The organism is Rhodoferax fermentans (assembly GCF_002017865.1).
GTDB classification, from domain to species: Bacteria; Pseudomonadota; Gammaproteobacteria; order Burkholderiales; family Burkholderiaceae_C; genus Rhodoferax; species Rhodoferax fermentans.
The window spans coordinates 4,121,542-4,138,353 of the sequence record NZ_MTJN01000002.1 but is presented as its reverse complement, the minus strand read 5'-3'; the positions used below and the strand labels follow the sequence as shown (position 1 = coordinate 4,138,353).

Sequence of the window (16,812 nt, the reverse complement as noted above, 5' to 3'; positions counted from 1 at the left end):
CGGCGAGCTTTGTTTGGTAGTCCAGGGGCACGAGGCACCAGACTGCCCCTGTTGGCCTACTTCGTTGGTGCAACCCGCGAGTCGGAGCCTTTGGGCGGCTTCCTCATACTGGGGTACCAGAAATCGTCAGCCGCCCAAAGTCCCCGCCTCGCTGGACGCTCACCAAGTCAAGCGCTTGGCTACTCAGCGAACAAGGCTTTGAAGTCATCACCCATCCTGCATTCTGCTTTTGGACCTCCAATGCTGGCGTTCCGACAGAATCGCGTGGCAGCCGCAGGGGGCGACCGCCGATTTCTGGTACCCCAGTATGAGGCGGGCGCCCCCTGCGGCTGCCGCGCGGGGCGCACCACAACCCCAAGCACCACAAGCGCATCCTGACCGTGCCCTGAAACATATCCACTGAACAGATGATTCCCATCCACTCCGAGCCAGGCAGCCCCGAGCAGCCGGTGCAGCCGCACGACATCCAGCACTACATGCGTCCCGGCACGCTGCAACTGGGCAGCTTGCCGCCGCTGTCACTCTATGTGCACCTGCCCTGGTGCCTCAAAAAATGCCCGTACTGCGACTTCAACTCCCACGAGCAGCGCGCGGCCGACCTGCCCGAGCAGGATTACCTCAACGCGCTGATGGCCGATCTGGAGTCGGCGCTGCCGCTGATCTGGGGCCGCAGTGTGCAAACCGTGTTCATCGGTGGCGGCACGCCCAGCCTGTTTTCACCAACAGCGATTGACCAGCTGATCGCTGGTATCCGCGCCCGTCTGAAACTCGCGGCGGACGCCGAGATCACGCTGGAGGCCAATCCCGGCACCTTCGAGAAAGACCGCTTCAAAGCCTTTCGTGCTGCCGGTGTGACCCGCCTTTCGGTCGGGGTGCAGAGTTTCAACGACGCTTATCTGCAAACCCTGGGTCGTGTGCACAATCGGTCTCAGGCCCTTGCTGCGCTTGAGGAGGCTGCTCTCAACTTTGACACTTTCAACCTGGACCTGATGTATGCGCTGCCGGGCCAGACGCTCGATGAGTTGCGCAGCGATGTGGCCACCGCGCTGTCGTTTGCGCCGCCGCACCTGTCGATCTACCACCTGACCATCGAGCCCAACACTTTCTTTGCCAAACACCCGCCCGCTGCTGTGGACGACGACCTGGCGGCCGACATGCTGGACTTGATCACCGAGCTGACGGGTCCGGCTGGCCTGCAGCGTTACGAAGTCTCGGCCTACGCCAAGCCGGGCCACCGCTGCGCGCACAACCTCAACTACTGGCAGTTTGGTGACTATCTGGGCATTGGCGCTGGCGCCCACAGCAAACTCAGTTTTGCCCACCGCGTGTTGCGCCAGGTGCGCCTGCGTGACCCGGCGCGTTACATGGCGCAAGCGCTGGCGGGCAGCGCCATCGCGCAGGAGAACGAGGTCAAACGTGCTGAGTTGCCGTTTGAGTTCATGCTCAACGCGCTGCGCCTGGCCGACGGGTTTGCGCTGCCGCTGTTTGCCGAACGCACCGGCCTGTCGCTCAACGCCATTGCTGCGGCGCTACAAGAGGCCCAGGCGCGTGGTCTGATGACCAGCGACCTGGCCCACGCCCGGCCCACGCCACGTGGTTTTGACTTTTTGAACGACCTGCAGGCGCTGTTTTTGCCCAAAACCTGAGGTGCTGGTTGCCGCATCGGTCAAGTCAGGGCGTGTCAGCGTCGATAACAGACACAATGGCCGCTGGGCCACAGCCTTGGGCGGGGTCTGTCGCAGGGCAGCAGTTTTGGAGATGCACACACCATGTTTTCGGTCTACGGCATGCAGGGGCGTTTGTTTCGCGGCAGTTTGGAGCAGTTGCGCCAAGTCGGTGGTGTGGGGGCCCTGACGCGCAGTCGTGCACTGTTGCCTACCGGAAAGCAGGGCGACGACCGACTCGCCGAATCGTTTGGCGCTTTTGTGGAGTCTGCGGCCAACAAGGCCACTGGCGATGACGGCCACCGCAGCGCCTTGTCGGCCTACACCGACACGCGCGACGGCAGCACGGTACGCCACCCCCTGACCCGGGTCAGTGACCTGATGAGCCCGCGCATCATCAGTCTCAAGGACAGCGCCACGGTGTTGCAGGCCTGGCAGGTGCTCAGCGAACAAGGCGTTGGCCAAGCCCCGGTGATTGATGCCAACAACCATTTGGTGGGGCTGCTGACCCGGGCCGACTTGCTCAACCCCGAGCGCCTGCCCTCACCCGATAGCCACGCGCTGGCCTGGCGTGCGCTGATGCTGCAGAACGTCACCAACATCATGGTCACACCGGTGCCCAGCGTGGCGCCCGACTCGGACATTCGCCGGGTGGCGCAGGTGCTGCTCGACACCGGTTTGCCGGGCCTGCCGGTGGTGGACGATCAGGGCTTGGTGGCGGGTTTTATCTCGCGCTCGGACATCCTGCGTGCGGTGGTGACCGACCCACCGCTGGACCTGTGGGGTTGACGTTGGCCGACTTTTATGTGGCCAAATGGCTCCTAGCCCTTGTCAGATCTTTTGACACAGCTATTTATATGGAAGCGGATTGAACCGCCGGACATGGCGTCAGCGCAGGGTCTCTGGCACGGCGCTTGGTGTGGCAGTTGTGGTTGCCGCATGGCCACTGGCGCGCAAGGTGAGTCCTCCGGCCTGGCGTTTGGGTTCACCCAATGCTGCGCGCGTGATCTTGGTGTTGTAGTGTGTGCGCAACTGTTGCACCATGGGGCCCAGCTCGGCGGCGTTCTTGATCTTGTCTGCATACCGGTGCATCACCAGATATGCGGTTTCAATCAGTTTGCCACTGAGTGTTTCCTGGCCATGGCGGATCAGTTCAATCACCGCCGCCTGCGGGTCACCACGCATGCTCATGGTCATTGCGGCTTCGGTCAGTTTGAGGATGCTGCTGTGGGCTGTGCGCACCAGCTCGGCATAAGGCGGGTAAATCGCCGCCGAACCTGCCAGCAATTCGGCCAGGGCGCGCGTGCCAGCAAAACGTTTGCCCACCGTGTCCACCACCTGTTCCACCTCGTCGAGCTGGATGGTTTTGTTGGCCAACTGGGCCAGCAAGGCCAGCAGGTTGGCGGCCGATTCAAAATCGAAATCAGGTGACTTGATGCGCTGGCATTGGCTGCGGATCGACGTCACCGCCTGCACAAATTGGCCCTGATCGATCAGATGGAGTGCCTCCACAATGCCGCTCAGTCGCTCCTGGCGTTCGTTGCCAGGGCGGCGTTTGATGAGGCGGGCAAAGTCATCGCGGCAGCGCTGCAGGCCTTTGCGGTTACCCGTCTCAAAACGCACCAGCGCCAGCAGCACCAGGGTCTGGCAGTCAAACATCTTGGAGTACAAACCGATGCGGGTGGTGCGGTCCAGCATGGCCTCTGCGCCTTGGCGGTCGCCACAGTAATAACTCATCAAGCCCAGGTTTTGCAGCCGGGTGATGGAGGCCGGTGTCAGGTCGCTGGCCAGTTTGTAGGTGCTCAGCGCCGCGTCAAACTTACCCTGCTCGAACTGGGCGCGCCCCATCACATCGTAAGCGTCGGTGTAGTTGGGCTCTTCGCTGATCAGCTTGTCCAGCACGCTGGTGGCGCGGGTCACCTGGCCTTCGTCCATGAGCGCACGCGCCACGCCGAGTCTGGCCCAGGGCAGGGTCTTGGCCGCCACCACCGCCTGGTAGAGTTTTTGCGCCTGCGCGGTTTTGCCCAGGCGCAGCATCAGCTCGGCGCCGACACGTGCCGCGTATAACCAGAACAAGCCTTTGCTCTCAAATCGCTGTTGGCACAAGCTGGCTGCGGTTTCGAAGTCCTCTGCCTCAATGGCGCTGAAGATGTCCTGCAGCGATGTTTTGCGAAAACGCGCCTGGTGCAGTCGCTCGGCCAACTGGTTGGCCTTGTGGGGTTTGAGCAGGTAACCGTCCAGCGCCGACTCGGCGGCTTCAGCCACCTTGGCATAGGTGGCTTCTCCGGTGACCATGATGAACACGGTGGCAAATGGCAGCAGCTGGTTGCGCCGCAAATCGTCGAGCAGATCCTGCCCGGTCATGGTCTCGTTGTCAAAATGCAATTCGCACAAGACCACGTCAAAGTTGCGAAATTCGAGCTGGCGTCGGGCGTCTTGCAAGCGGGCGGCCTGCACCACACGGCCCATGCCGAAATCTCGCAGCTGCGACACCAGCATCGAGCGTGAAGTGGGGTTGGCGTCGATCACCAGCGCGCTGCTGGTGGACAGGTCGTCCTCAGGCAGGATCACCGAGGGGTCCTGATGGGGGACAAAGCCCCGTGCTGGATACTCACCTTGCTGCCTCCTTGTGGTGCTTTTTCAAAATCATAGCACCCAGCCTGCCAGGGTTCAGCGCTGGCGCGGTCTCAGCCGTTGACGAGCAGTCCGCGTTGTTCGATGAACCGCACCACCTCGTCGAGCCCGGCCAGGGTTTTTAAGTTGGTCATCACAAAGGGCTTGAGCCCCTTGGGGGTGCTGCGCATGCGGGTGGTGTCCGCCGCCATCACCTCCAGGTTGGCGCCCACGTGCGGCGCCAGGTCGGTTTTGTTGATGACAAACAGGTCACTTTTGGTGATGCCAGGGCCACCTTTGCGCGGGATTTTTTCACCGGCCGCCACGTCGATCACGTAGATGGTCAAGTCCGATAGCTCGGGGCTGAAAGTGGCGGCCAGGTTGTCGCCACCACTCTCGACAAACACGATGTCGGCATCGGGAAAGTCCACCAGCATGCGGTCAATCGCCTCCAGGTTGATCGAGCAGTCTTCACGGATGGCGGTGTGCGGGCAGCCGCCCGTCTCGACACCCAAAATGCGCTCGGCCGGCAGCGCGCCGCTCACGGTCAGCAGGCGCTGGTCTTCCTTGGTGTAGATGTCGTTGGTGATGGCGACCAGGTCGTATTTGTCGCGCATGGCTTTACACAGCATTTCGAGCAGCGTGGTTTTGCCGGATCCAACCGGCCCGCCAATGCCCACGCGCAAAGGTGGCAGTTTTTTGGTGCGGTTGGGGACGTGGTGCAGGGGTGTGGTCATGGTTGGTGTGCTATTTAAAGTGAAGCTGCAAGCCCTTTTTATATAAGGGCTAGGACCTAAAAATCCTTGAATACTGTGATTCGTGCCGGGCGCTCAGGATCGCCAGCATGGGGGAGAAGGCCTGGCGGTTCTCATCATCCAGAGCCAGCGCCAAGTCCACCGCCGCCGGGATGTTCGCTGCCAGGGCAGAGAGGATGCGCTGGCCTGAACTCTGACCCAGCGGCACAGCCTTGATCGCGGCCTGCATCATGTTTTCGGCCCAGCCAAAGGCATTGGCCAGCAGACAGTCGCGCAGCGGTGCACCGGTGGCACTTGCAGCCAGCGCAAAGGCCAGCGGGTAGGTCGGTTGAAGGCTGGCCAGCAGGGCGATTTGCTCGGGCTGGGCGGTGGTGTGGTTGCGTAACCACTCCAGCAGGCTGCGGCCCATTTGCTCGGTCTGCGCGCGCAATTCGCTGCTTTCTCGAGTCTGTAAAACCCAGGCATTGAGCTGGGCGATGCGGGTGTGGTCGGCTTGCTTCCAAGCCGGAATCGCCTGGGCGATGACTGCCAGATCAGCACGCGCCAAGCTGGTGTGGAGTTGCTCCACCAACCAGTCAGCTGCTTCTGTTTCGCTAGTGACCAGCCCAGCATCGACGGCGGCTTCAAGACATTCTGAGTACGAGAATCCGCCGATCGGCAAGGCCGGTGAGGCCAGCCACATCAGCTGCATCAGGCTGCTGTCGTGCATGCGTGATGTCCTCGCCGGTGCTCAGTGGTGGTGGCCGCAACCCGGGCCGTGCACGTGGGGCTTAGGCGCCTCCGGGCTGGCCGGTGGTGTGTGCACATGGTCATGGCTGTGATCGTGGTCGTGTTCATGCCCGTGGTGGTGGCCACCAAAATGGCCGCCGGTGGCGTAGGCGCCGTTTTCCGGCTCAAACGGCTCGGTGACCTCGGTCACGATCAGGTGCATGGCGTGCAACATGCTGGCCAGCACATGGTCGGGCTCGATCTTGAGGTGGTCGGGCTTGAGCTCAATCGGCACATGCCGGTTGCCCAGGTGGTAGGCGGCGCGGATCAGGTCAAACGGCGTGCCATGGTCCGGGCAAGCGGTGATCTTGAGCACGGCTTGCGGCGCGGCCCAGACCTTGATCAAGGAGCCGTCATGCGCCACCAGTACATCGCCACCGCGCGCGACCGTGCCGCGTGGCAAAAAGATGCCAAGCTGGCGCCCGGTCGAGTCGGTCGCGTCAAAACGGCTTTTCTGGCGGACATCCCAGTCCAGCTCGACGGTACTGGCACGTTTGAGCAGCACTGCTGCCAGACCGGCGCCTTGGGGGATGAGTTTGGAGACGTGGATCATGGGTAAATGAGCTGAGGAATGCGTACGGATGAAAAGCAATAACTGTACCGCGTTGGCAAGGGTTTGCGCCAGCACGACGCTCTGCCGCCATGTGGGTGGGTGGATGTTTGGCCCAGACTTGCCTCCTCAGGTGCAGGTCAATATACTAACAATCGTTATAACCTGAACTGGAGACCCCCATGACCGCACTCAAACTCACACAGATCGGCAACTCGGTGGGTGTGATCTTGCCCAAAGAGGTTTTGGCGCGGCTGAATCTGGAAAAGGGGGATAGTTTGTTTGTGACCGATGCGGCCAATGGCATCACGCTGACACCCTACGACCCCACGCTGGATGTCCAGATGCAAGAGGCGCGGGCGATCATGAAAAAGCGCCGTAACGTGTTGCGTGAACTGGCCAAATGAGTGCCGAACGCCAAACCTGGGTATGGATCGACCATGCCTTGATTCACGCGGTACACGACGAACAATTGGCCGAACACGGCGGCGGTGCTGGTGTGCGCGATGCCAACTTGCTGGACTCAGCCTTGGCGCGACCCGAGCAGTTGGCAAGCTACGGCATGCCTGACGCTGCAGACTTGGCGGCCAGTTACGCCTATGGCATTTCCCGCAACCATCCCTTTGTTGACGGTAACAAGCGCACCGCGTTTGTGGCGATGGAACTGTCTCTGGCGCTCAATGGTTTTGACCTGGTGGCGTCGGATCTGGAATGCGTCACCACCATGCTCTCAGTCGCCGCTGGCGACATCGAAGAAGCCGCGTTCGCTGCCTGGATTCGCACCCACATGCAGCCGCGTTGAAGCGCAGGTTTGGTCGTGGTCAAGGGTCCAACGTGAAGGCCGAGAAGGCCACACTCAAAGCTCCTTGGTCATGAACACACTGTACGGGTCCAGCACATAGCTGGCAAACGGCCCGCATTCCACAAAACCTTCGCTGGCATAGAGCTTCTGGGCGGCGACAAATGGCGCAGGGGTGCCGGTCTCCAGGCTGATGCGCTGGAACCCCCTGGCCTGAGCTGCCGCCAGGATATGCCGCAGCATCGCGCGGGCCACACCTTTGCGCAGGTGGGTGCGGGCGGTGCGCATGGATTTGAGTTCGGCATGCTCCGGGCTGAGTTGTTTGAGCGCGCCGCAGCCCATCAGTTCATCGCCGTCCCAGGCGGTCCAGAAGGTGATGGACTGGTGGCGCAGGGCGGCCAGGTCAAGCGCGTGCACACTTTCTGGCGGCGAGCTTGAGTGCATGTCGTCCAAATGCTCTTGCAGCAGGGCTTGGATCGCGCTGCCTTGCAAATCGTCGATACGGATGTCCATGCGGCTCAGAACAAGAAGTAGCGTTGTGCCATCGGCAGGCTCACCGCAGGCTCGCAGGTCAGCAGCTGGCCGTCGGCACGCACGCTGTAGGTCTGGGCGTCGATCTCCATGGTGGGCAGGTAGTGGTTGTGCACCATGTGCTGTTTGCGCACACCGCGGATGTTTTTCACCGCACTCAAGGTTTTTTGCAGGCCAAAACGTTCCTGGATGCCGGCCTTCAAACCCGCTTGTGACACAAAGGTGAGTGAACCACGCGCCAGCGCGCCACCAAACGCCCCAAACATCGGCCGGTAGTGCACCGGTTGTGGTGTCGGGATCGACGCATTGGGATCCCCCATGGCGGCCATCGCGATAAAGCCGCCTTTGAGGATCAGCGCCGGTTTGACGCCGAAAAACGCCGGTTTCCAGACCACCAGATCGGCCCATTTGCCGACCTCGATGCTGCCCACCTCGTGGCTGATGCCGTGGGCAATCGCCGGGTTGATGCTGGTTTTGGCGATATAGCGTTTGGCGCGGAAGTTGTCGTTGCGCTCTTTGTGTTCCACCAGCGCAGCCTCGGACTGGATCGCGCCCAGCACCAGCGGTGGCGCCAGCCAGCCACGCTGTTGTTTCATCTTGCTGGCGGTTTGCCAGGTGCGGATGATGACCTCACCCACCCGACCCATGGCTTGGCTGTCGCTGCTCATCATGGAAATCGCGCCCAGGTCGTGCAACACGTCTTCGGCGGCGATGGTTTCCTTGCGGATGCGGCTCTCGGCAAAGGCCAGGTCTTCGGCAATGCCAGCGTCCAGATGGTGACAGACCATCAACATGTCCACGTGTTCGTCCAGCGTGTTGACGGTGTAGGGCATGGTTGGGTTGGTCGAACTGGGCAAGAAGTTAGCTTCACCGACCACGCGCAGGATGTCGGGCGCATGGCCACCACCGGCGCCTTCGGTGTGGAAGGCGCACAGACCCCGGCCTTTGGTCGCAGCAATGGTGTTCTCGACAAAACCCGATTCGTTGAGCGTGTCAGAGTGGATCGCCACTTGGGTGTCGGTGGCGTCGGCCACATCCAGGCAGTTGCTGATGGCCGCCGGTGTGGTGCCCCAGTCTTCGTGCAGTTTGAGGCCAATGACACCGGCGTTGATTTGTTCGTGCAAGGCGGCGGGCAGGCTGGCATTGCCCTTGCCCAAGAAACCCAGGTTCATCGGGAAGGCGTCGGCGGCTTGCAGCATGCGTTCAATATTCCACGGGCCGGGTGTGCAGGTGGTGGCAAAGGTGCCGGTGGCGGGGCCGGTGCCGCCGCCCATCATGGTCGTCACACCGCTGGCCAGCGCCTCTTCGATCTGCTGCGGGCAGATGAAGTGGATGTGGCTGTCGATGCCACCCGCGGTGACGATGTTGCCTTCACAACTGATCACTTCAGTGCCCGGGCCGATGATGATGTCCACGCCGGGCTGCACGTCGGGGTTACCCGCCTTGCCAATGGCAACGATGCGGCCACCTTTGAGGCCAATGTCGGCCTTGACAATGCCCCAGTGGTCCAGGATCAGCGCGTTGGTCATCACGGTGTCCACCGCGCCCTCAGACCGCATCTTTTGCGACTGCGCCATGCCGTCGCGGATGGTCTTGCCACCGCCAAATTTCACCTCTTCACCGTAGCTTCCTGCGGCCAGGGTGTAGTCCTGCTCGACCTCGATGATCAGGCCGGTGTCGGCCAGGCGAACCCGATCCCCGGTGGTAGGACCAAAAATCTCGGCATAGGCGCGTCGTCCAATCGTGGCCATGGTGTTACCTTCAAAAAAGAGAGCTATCAGCCCTTTTTGCAAAAGGGCCAGAGGCTAAAAGTACCAAAAATCAGAGCTGACCCATGACGAGGCCACGAAAGCCGTGCACGATGCGTTCACCGGCAAAATCCACCAGCTCCACCGTGCGCTGCTGGCCGGGCTCGAACCGCACCGCCAGCCCCGAGGCGATGTTGAGCCGCATGCCATGGACTGCCGCGCGGTCGAAGCTGAGCGCGCCATTGGTCTCGGCAAAGTGGTAGTGCGAGCCAACCTGGATCGGCCGCTCAGACGCATTGGTCACCACCAGCGTGACGGTGCGCCTGCCGGTGTTGAGGGGGTGTTCACCCTCGTCGGTGAAAAGTTCGCCGGGAATCATCGCTACAGCCTCAGACTTGGTTGAACAAGACCAAGCCAGCCACGCTGAGCAAGCCACCCAGGCTGGCCAGCACGGTGGTGCTGCGTTCACTCAACCAGCGCCGGATGCTCAGGCCAAGGCCCACACCCCCCAGATGCAGAGCTGCGGTGGTCAGCAGGAAACCGACCGCATACCCGGCAAAACCCGTCTCGGGCGTTTCGGCGCCGTGGGCCAGGCCGTGCAGCGAGGCTGCGAGCGCGATCAGCGTCAAGCCAAACGCCTTGGGCATCGGTGTGCTGGCCAGCACCAGCATGGCACCAAACAGCGTGACCGAGAGCGCAATCGCGTGTTCCAGATAAGGCACGGTGAACCCGCTGGCCCCCAGCACCGCACTGAACACCAGCGCCAGCAAAAAGGTGGCTGGGCCTTGCCAGGCTTTGCTGGCAGGCAGGGCGCTGACCGACCAGACGCCCACCGCCAGCATGGCCAGCAAATGGTCAGCGCCAAACGGGTGGGCCAGGCCTTCCATCAGGCTGTGGGTGCCATGGCCGGTATGGGCGCTAGCCCCTGTGGACAGGACGCAGGCAGCGATCAGAAATAGAGCCGATTTGGCGGATGGACGCATCAGAATTACTCCAGTAAACCCAAAAAGGGTGTCTAAACAATGGGTTGGTGAACGGTGACCAATTTGGTGCCGTCGGGGAAGGTGGCCTCGACCTGGATGTCCGGGATCATCTCGGCGATGCCGTCCATCACATCGGCGCGGGTCAGCACCGTGCGGCCTTCACTCATGAGCTGGGCCACGGTTTTGCCATCGCGTGCGCCCTCCATGACGGCGGCGCTGATCAAGGCCACCGCCTCGGGGTAGTTCAGCTTGAGGCCACGGGCCTTGCGCCGTTCGGCCAGCAGGGCGGCAGTGAACAGCAGGAGTTTGTCTTTTTCACGAGGGGTCAGTTCCATTTCGTTTCACTCAATCCAGGGGTCGTTAGCTCGTGCGACCGTCCATGCCGGTCGAACACGAGGGGTCAATTCCATTTCGTTTTACTCATTGCTGGGGTCATTAGCTCGTGCGGCCGCTGATGCGTGCCGAACACGAGGGGTTAATTCCATTTATTTCGTTTCACTCAATGCTTTGAATAATTAGCTCGTGCGGCCGCAAATGCGGTCCGAACGCGAGGTGTGAGTTCCATGCGAGGCATTATGCAAAAGCTGTGCCGTATGCAGGGCTGGTATGGCAGGTGGCACGAAAACTGCACGTTCTGGCCTGTGACAAACGATGTATTTCCCCCTTCTGTTGCCGTGCCCCATTCCGAACCAAAAGCGCCCCAGCGCATCACTTTGGTGCGCCGGGACTACAACGGCTGGGTCGCGCGTGAAACCCTGGAGGATTACGCGCTGCGTTTCACCCCGCAGCGTTTTCGCAAGTGGTCGGAATGGCAGGTAGCCCAGACTGCGCTTGGGGGTGCTGCTGCATTTTTGATACTGGAGGCGGTGGGTGCCACGCTGCTGGTGCAATACGGTTTTGTCAACGCGTTTTGGGCGATTCTGGCCACCGGGCTGATCATCTTCCTGGCCGGTCTGCCCATCAGTTATTACGCCGCCCGGTATGGGGTGGATATGGATTTGCTGACCCGTGGCGCGGGTTTTGGCTACATCGGCTCGACCCTCACCTCGCTGATCTACGCGAGCTTCACCTTCATCTTTTTTGCGCTGGAGGCAGCGGTGATGGCCTATGCGCTCGAGCTGGCGCTGGGTATCCCGCCGCGCTGGGGTTACCTGGTGTGTGCGCTGGCGGTGATTCCGCTGGTGACCCATGGGGTGTCGACCATCAGCCGCCTGCAGGTCTGGACGCAGCCGCTGTGGCTGGTGATGTTGGTTGTGCCTTTTGTCTATGTGTTGCTGCGCGACCCGAACGCTTTTGCCGGGGTGACGCACTACATTGGTGATAAAGGATCGTCGGATGGTTTTAATCTGCCGCTTTTTGGTGCTGCGTTGACGGTGGGGGTGGCCTTGATGACGCAGATGGGTGAGCAGGCCGATTACCTGCGCTTCATGCCCGCCAAAACCCAAGCCAATGGCCGACGCTGGTGGCTGGGTGTGCTGGCGGGTGGGCCGGGCTGGGTGGTCCTGGGGGTGCTCAAGATGCTGGGCGGCGCCTTGCTGGCTTACCTAGCGATCCAGAACGCGGTGCCCACCGAGCGTGCGGTTGATCCGAACCAGATGTATCTGGCGGCTTATGAATACGTCTTTCCCAACTACGGCTGGGCGGTGGCGGCCACCGCGCTGTTTGTGGTGTTGTCGCAGCTCAAGATCAATGTCACCAACGCCTACGCCGGGTCGCTGGCCTGGAGCAACTTTTTCTCGCGCCTGACGCACAGCCACCCGGGGCGGGTGGTGTGGGTGGTGTTCAACACCCTGATCGCCTTCATGCTGATGGAGATGAACGTGTTTGCCGCGCTGGGGGAGGTGCTGGGGCTGTACTCCAACATCGCGATTGCCTGGATGATGGTGGTGGTGGCGGACCTGGTCATCAACAAACCGCTGGGCCTGTCGCCACCGGGCATCGAGTTCAAACGTGCCCACCTGTACGACATCAACCCGGTGGGGGTGGGGGCGATGGTGCTGGCCTCTGGCCTGTCGATCACCGCCCACTTGGGTGTTCTGGGGCCGCTGGCGCAGGCGTTCTCGGCGTTGATCGCCCTGGGCACCGCGTTGCTTGCCTCGCCCCTGCTGGCCTGGGCAACGGGTGGCAAATACTACTTGGCGCGGCCCAACCCTCATCCCAACCTTCTCCCAGAGGGAGAAGGAGTCAAGGCAGACAGTGGCAGCTATCAGCGCCTGAAGGTCAGCACCTGTGTGATCTGTGAACGCGAGTACGAGGCGCCGGACATGGCCCATTGCCCGGCTTACCAGGGGCCGATCTGCTCGCTGTGCTGCACGCTCGATGCACGTTGTGGTGACCTGTGCAAACCCCACGCCAGCCTGTCCAGCCAGTGGCAGGCTGCTCTGCGCTGGTTGTTGCCGCAACCTGCCTGGGCGCATCTTGACAAAGGTCTGGGCACCTTTCTGATGCTGATGCTGGTGATTGCGCCGCTGCTGGCCAGTGTGTTCGGGCTGCTCTACCACCAGGAAACCCGAACCTTGGCCCAGACCCTGAGCAGCCCACAGGCGCTGCAATCAGCCATGGATGTGTTGCGCGCGGGTTTCTTGAAGGCCTACATGGCGCTGATCCTGATTGGTGGTCTGGTGGCCTGGTGGGTGGTGCTGGCGCACAAAAGCCGTCTGGTGGCGCAGGAAGAGTCCAACCGGCAAACCCATTTGTTGCTGCGCGAGATCGAGTTGCACCGCCAGACCGACGAGGCATTACAACGCGCCAAACAGGTGGCTGAAGAGGCGCGCGCCGCCGCTGATCTGGCCAACCAGGCCAAAAGTCGTTACATCAGTGCCATCAGCCACGAACTGCGTACACCGCTCAACAGCATCCTGGGGTATGCCCAGCTCATGGGGGAAGACGCGGGCATCCCGGCGCACCGCAAACAGGCGGTCAGCGTGATCAAACGCGGTGGTGAACACCTGCTGTCCCTGATCGAAGGCACGCTGGACATGGCTCACATTGAGGCCGGGCGCCTCACCCTCTTGGTCAAACCTCTGCTCTTTGCCGATTTTGTGAGCGATATTGCCAGCCTGTTTGAGTTGGAGGCACAAGCCAAGGGCCTGACCTTCCGCTGTGAGGTGGACGGCAACCTGCCGACCGTGGTGCGTGCTGATGAAAAACGGGTGCGTCAGATTCTGATCAACCTGGTGGGCAACGCCATCAAGTTCACCACCCAAGGCCAGGTCACGCTGCGAGTGAGTTATGCCCGTGAGATGGCGGTGATCGAGGTGGAGGACTCCGGCCCGGGGTTGTCCGAGTCCGAACTCACACGCATTTTTGAGCCCTTCACACGTGCCCAGGGTGCGGGTAATGCCGCACCCGGCGCTGGCCTGGGCCTGACCATTGCCCGCATGTTGACCGACCTGATGGGTGGCCAGATGACGGTCAGCAGCACACCCGGTGTGGGCTCCACCTTCAAGGCCAAGCTGTTTTTGCCCGAGGTCAGCAGTGCACTCGATCACTCGGTGTATTCCCCCGCCTCCAAACACCAGAACCGCCTGTTTGTGCGCCGCCCGCGCCGGGGCTACGCGGGGGCACGCCGACGCATCCTGGTGGTGGACAACGAGGAGGCCGACCGCGAGGTGCTGGTCAAGTTATTGCAGCCGCTCGGGTTTGAGGTGCGCACGGCCGCCAGTGGCCACGACTGCCTGGACCTGTTGGCCGCTGGCTACTTGCCTGAGGTGATCCTGATGGACCTGGCCATGCCCGGAATCGACGGCTGGGAAACCATCCGCCGTTTACGTGTCTTATTGGCTGATAGCCCTTATCCTGCGCCATTTGTTGCTATTGTTTCAGCCAACGCGTTTGACCGTGGGCTGGACAACGACTTGGGTGTGCCGAGCGAGGACTTCATCCTCAAGCCGGTGCGCCACATTGACCTGCTGGACTGGCTGGAGCGCCGCCTGAAACTGAGCTGGCTGGAAAACCCGGTGCCGGTGGCTGAGGACACGGCCGCACCGGTGGCCGAGCTGGTGGTTCCACCCAAACCGCAGGTCGACGCGCTGCGTGAGCTGGTGGTGCTGGGGTACTACCGCGGCATCTTGAACCAGCTCGACACCATCGAACTGAACCACCCGCATTGCGCCCACTTTGTAGCGGGCATGCGTGAGCTGGCCAAGCAGTTCCAGTTTGAGGCCATGTTGGGCCAACTGAGCAGTTATGCCAACGAAAACTAATTTGCAAAGCGCCTTGCCGCGCCCGTTGCTGGACCGCACGCTGGACCGTGCCAACAGCGACGTGGTGCTGATCGTCGACGACGTGCCCGACAACCTGGCGGTGTTGCATGACGCACTCGATGAATCAGGCTACACCGTGCTGGTGGCCATCAACGGCGAGGCTGCCTTACAACGCGCTGCCCAGGTCTTGCCCGACATCATCCTGCTCGACGCGATGATGCCCGGCATGGACGGTTTTGAGGTGGCGCGCCGCCTCAAGAGCCTGCCGCAAACCAGCCACATCCCGATTGTGTTCATGACCGGTCTGACCGAGACCGAACACCTGGTGGCCGCGCTCGAGTCCGGCGGGGTCGACTACGTCACCAAACCGATCAAACCCAAGGAGGTGCTGGCGCGCATGGCGGTGCATTTGCAGGGCGCGCGTGAGCGGCGCCAGGCGCGCAGTGCACTCGACGCCTTTGGTTACGCCAGCATCACGGTGCGGGTGAGCGACGGCAAACTGATGTGGCAAACCCCGCTGGCGCGGGAGCTGCTGGCGCGTTATTACGGCACCGACGCACCGATCACCCCCGAGCCGGTGCTGGTCTGGCTGCGCCGTCATGTGCAAGCCAAGGAGCCTTTGACCGAGCCGCCACGTCTGAGTGTCGAGCATGGCGCCAACCGCCTGACCTTCCGGCTGCACCAGCAGATTGGTGACAGTGAGGGCGGGGGCGACTGGCTGATCATCATGCAGGAGCTCAGTGAACAAAGTGTGATCGAGGCCATCGCGCTGAGCTTCAAACTCACCCCGCGCGAGGCCGAGGTGCTGTACTGGGTGGTCAAGGGCAAGATCAACCGCGACATCGGTGACATTGTTGGCAGCAGCCCGATGACGGTCAAAAAACACCTGGAGCGGGTGTTTGCCAAACTGGGGGTCGAGACCCGCACCGCCGCCGCCGCCATGGTCATGAGCCGCATCAAACAGCTGCACCCGCAGTTTGAGGGTTAACGCAGCGTTTGCAAGTCTTTTTGGCCTCCGGCCCTTATCTATCAAGGGCTGATAGCTCTCATTTTTGATGTGTCAGGCCGGCGCGGGCAGGGATTTCGGCCGCCAAGCGGCTTGCGTGCCAAAACGCAACTGGTGTGCCCGCCAGCGCCAGCCCAGCAGCACCAGGGCCAGTGTCATCAGCCACAGGCTGGCGGGCTCCGGCACATCGATGGCGGCGGCAAATTGGGCGCCCAGAATCGCGTGCCCTGCGCTGGTGGGGTGCACACCATCCCAGAACAGCCAGCTGTCGGGGTCGCAGGGATTGTTCGCATCACCAAGATGTTGCACACACTGCTGGGTGACATTTTTCATGCCGTACTTGTCTTTGTTGGTGATCACATCATTGAGCGTGCCAAAGCTGTCCAGCAGCGTGATGTCCACGCTGTTGTTCATGGTCTGGTCAAGTTCCGCCAAGGCGCCTGACAGGGCGTAGTTAAACGCCAGCGTCAGGCCGGTCAAGCCGTTGTTGCCTTGAAAGGCAGGCGTGTTGCCAAGATCGGGCATATTGGGAATCAGGAAGTTGGTCGCGCCTTCACTGATCAGGTCCTGAATGGCACTTTTGATGTTCGCTACCCCTTGCGTAATCACGGCTTCGGGTGACAACGCAGCCATCCCTGCCATCGCCAGCGCCGAGTTGTAAAAGACGTCGTTTGGGAAGGCCCAGACCACAAAAAGTGACTGGTCTGGGTTAAAACACCCGTCGCAATTGTTGGCGAAGGTCGTGACCTGGCTGCCGACCCCGCCTTGCGACCCAAACCATTGCCGCAGGGCCGCAGGAACTTGGGGATTAATGGCGTTGAAGTTGTTGCTGCCGCTGGTGGCGCCGCCAAGCGCGTAATTGCTGCCACCAAGGCTAGAAGGCTTGAAACTGGTGTCATTAGGGTGATACGCCTGCCACAGGTATTCCACCGCGGTCGGCCCGTTGGAGTACCGGGTGGAGGCATAGGGTGATGGCGGATAGGTGCCCGGTCCGCCTGGGCCAGCGTAATTGCCCCCATCAGAGAGTGAATCTCCAAACACAAACAACTGGTTGAGGGCCTGCAAACCTGCGTGGGCCGCCAGTGGCGCTATAAGCGAAAGTACAGCGGCCAGCAGCAGCCCGCGAATGGAACGTGTCATGTTGTTTCCTGTGATGGATTATTGAGACAGTGTGTGAGTTCTTGCGGTCG

Annotated in this window: 16 protein-coding genes; 6 read left to right on the top strand and 10 right to left on the bottom strand. The window is 61.6% G+C overall.

Translation table 11 applies throughout. The features are described from left to right. Positions 1–407 precede the first annotated feature (407 nt). Positions 408–1,646, top strand: a complete 1,239-nt coding sequence (hemW, locus tag RF819_RS19235; protein WP_078366444.1) for a radical SAM family heme chaperone HemW — start codon at positions 408–410, stop codon at positions 1,644–1,646. A gap of 123 nt (positions 1,647–1,769) precedes the next feature. Beyond that, on the top strand, positions 1,770–2,453 hold the full coding sequence (locus RF819_RS19230) for a CBS domain-containing protein (protein WP_078366443.1): 684 nt from the start codon (positions 1,770–1,772) through the stop codon (positions 2,451–2,453). A gap of 99 nt (positions 2,454–2,552) precedes the next feature. Here RF819_RS19230 and RF819_RS19225 read toward each other — a convergent pair whose 3' ends face one another. The 4 genes from RF819_RS19225 to ureE all read right to left on the bottom strand — a co-directional run bounded on the left by RF819_RS19225 (position 2,553) and on the right by ureE (position 6,353). Next, positions 2,553–4,235 carry a response regulator gene (locus RF819_RS19225; RefSeq protein ID WP_078366442.1) on the bottom strand — a complete coding sequence of 561 codons (1,683 nt, stop codon included), beginning with the start codon at positions 4,233–4,235 and terminating at the stop codon, positions 2,553–2,555. 116 nt (positions 4,236–4,351) lie between these two features. After that, the gene (gene ureG, locus RF819_RS19220; RefSeq protein WP_078366441.1) at positions 4,352–5,014 is read right to left on the bottom strand and encodes an urease accessory protein UreG; all 663 of its coding nucleotides are present in this window, start codon (positions 5,012–5,014) and stop codon (positions 4,352–4,354) included. A gap of 49 nt (positions 5,015–5,063) precedes the next feature. Then, positions 5,064–5,741: an urease accessory protein UreF gene (locus RF819_RS19215; RefSeq protein WP_078366440.1), complete on the bottom strand. Its 678-nt coding sequence runs from the start codon at positions 5,739–5,741 to the stop codon at positions 5,064–5,066. Positions 5,742–5,762: 21 nt separating this feature from the next. Next, positions 5,763–6,353 carry an urease accessory protein UreE gene (gene ureE / locus RF819_RS19210; RefSeq protein ID WP_078366439.1) on the bottom strand — a complete coding sequence of 197 codons (591 nt, stop codon included), beginning with the start codon at positions 6,351–6,353 and terminating at the stop codon, positions 5,763–5,765. A 179-nt stretch (positions 6,354–6,532) separates the two neighbouring features. On the opposite strand from ureE, the gene RF819_RS19205 reads away from it, so the two are divergent. Together RF819_RS19205 and RF819_RS19200 are read left to right on the top strand one after the other, a co-directional pair. Then, the gene (locus tag RF819_RS19205) at positions 6,533–6,757 is read left to right on the top strand and encodes an AbrB/MazE/SpoVT family DNA-binding domain-containing protein (protein ID WP_078366438.1); all 225 of its coding nucleotides are present in this window, start codon (positions 6,533–6,535) and stop codon (positions 6,755–6,757) included. Further along, positions 6,754–7,152, top strand: a complete 399-nt coding sequence (locus tag RF819_RS19200; protein ID WP_078366437.1) for a type II toxin-antitoxin system death-on-curing family toxin — start codon at positions 6,754–6,756, stop codon at positions 7,150–7,152. Before RF819_RS19205 ends, RF819_RS19200 begins: the two co-directional genes overlap by 4 nt. A gap of 54 nt (positions 7,153–7,206) precedes the next feature. Here the strand turns inward: RF819_RS19200 and RF819_RS19195 are convergent, their stop codons facing one another. The 5 genes from RF819_RS19195 to RF819_RS19175 form a co-directional block, all read right to left on the bottom strand. After that, positions 7,207–7,662 (bottom strand): GNAT family N-acetyltransferase, encoded by a 456-nt coding sequence (locus RF819_RS19195; RefSeq protein ID WP_078366436.1) that lies wholly within the window; start codon positions 7,660–7,662, stop codon positions 7,207–7,209. A 5-nt stretch (positions 7,663–7,667) separates the two neighbouring features. Then, on the bottom strand, positions 7,668–9,431 hold the full coding sequence (gene ureC / locus RF819_RS19190) for an urease subunit alpha (protein ID WP_078367076.1): 1,764 nt from the start codon (positions 9,429–9,431) through the stop codon (positions 7,668–7,670). A 70-nt stretch (positions 9,432–9,501) separates the two neighbouring features. Then, complete coding sequence (locus RF819_RS19185) at positions 9,502–9,807, bottom strand: urease subunit beta (RefSeq protein WP_078366435.1); 306 nt, start codon at positions 9,805–9,807, stop codon at positions 9,502–9,504. Between the two features lie 10 nt (positions 9,808–9,817). Then, complete coding sequence (locus RF819_RS19180) at positions 9,818–10,411, bottom strand: HupE/UreJ family protein (protein ID WP_078366434.1); 594 nt, start codon at positions 10,409–10,411, stop codon at positions 9,818–9,820. A gap of 32 nt (positions 10,412–10,443) precedes the next feature. Further along, complete coding sequence (locus RF819_RS19175) at positions 10,444–10,746, bottom strand: urease subunit gamma (protein ID WP_078366433.1); 303 nt, start codon at positions 10,744–10,746, stop codon at positions 10,444–10,446. Positions 10,747–11,004: 258 nt separating this feature from the next. On the opposite strand from RF819_RS19175, the gene RF819_RS19170 reads away from it, so the two are divergent. Both RF819_RS19170 and RF819_RS19165 read left to right on the top strand, forming a co-directional pair. Then, entirely contained in the window at positions 11,005–14,616 is a 3,612-nt protein-coding gene (locus tag RF819_RS19170) for an ATP-binding protein (protein WP_078366432.1), read from the top strand. Beyond that, positions 14,600–15,604, top strand: coding sequence for a response regulator transcription factor (locus RF819_RS19165; protein WP_078366431.1), 1,005 nt, complete (start codon positions 14,600–14,602; stop codon positions 15,602–15,604). The genes RF819_RS19170 and RF819_RS19165 overlap by 17 nt, the downstream gene beginning before the upstream one ends. A 72-nt stretch (positions 15,605–15,676) precedes the next feature. Here RF819_RS19165 and RF819_RS19160 read toward each other — a convergent pair whose 3' ends face one another. Beyond that, the gene (locus RF819_RS19160) at positions 15,677–16,762 is read right to left on the bottom strand and encodes an SGNH/GDSL hydrolase family protein (RefSeq protein ID WP_078366430.1); all 1,086 of its coding nucleotides are present in this window, start codon (positions 16,760–16,762) and stop codon (positions 15,677–15,679) included. Between the last annotated feature and the right edge of the window lie 50 nt (positions 16,763–16,812).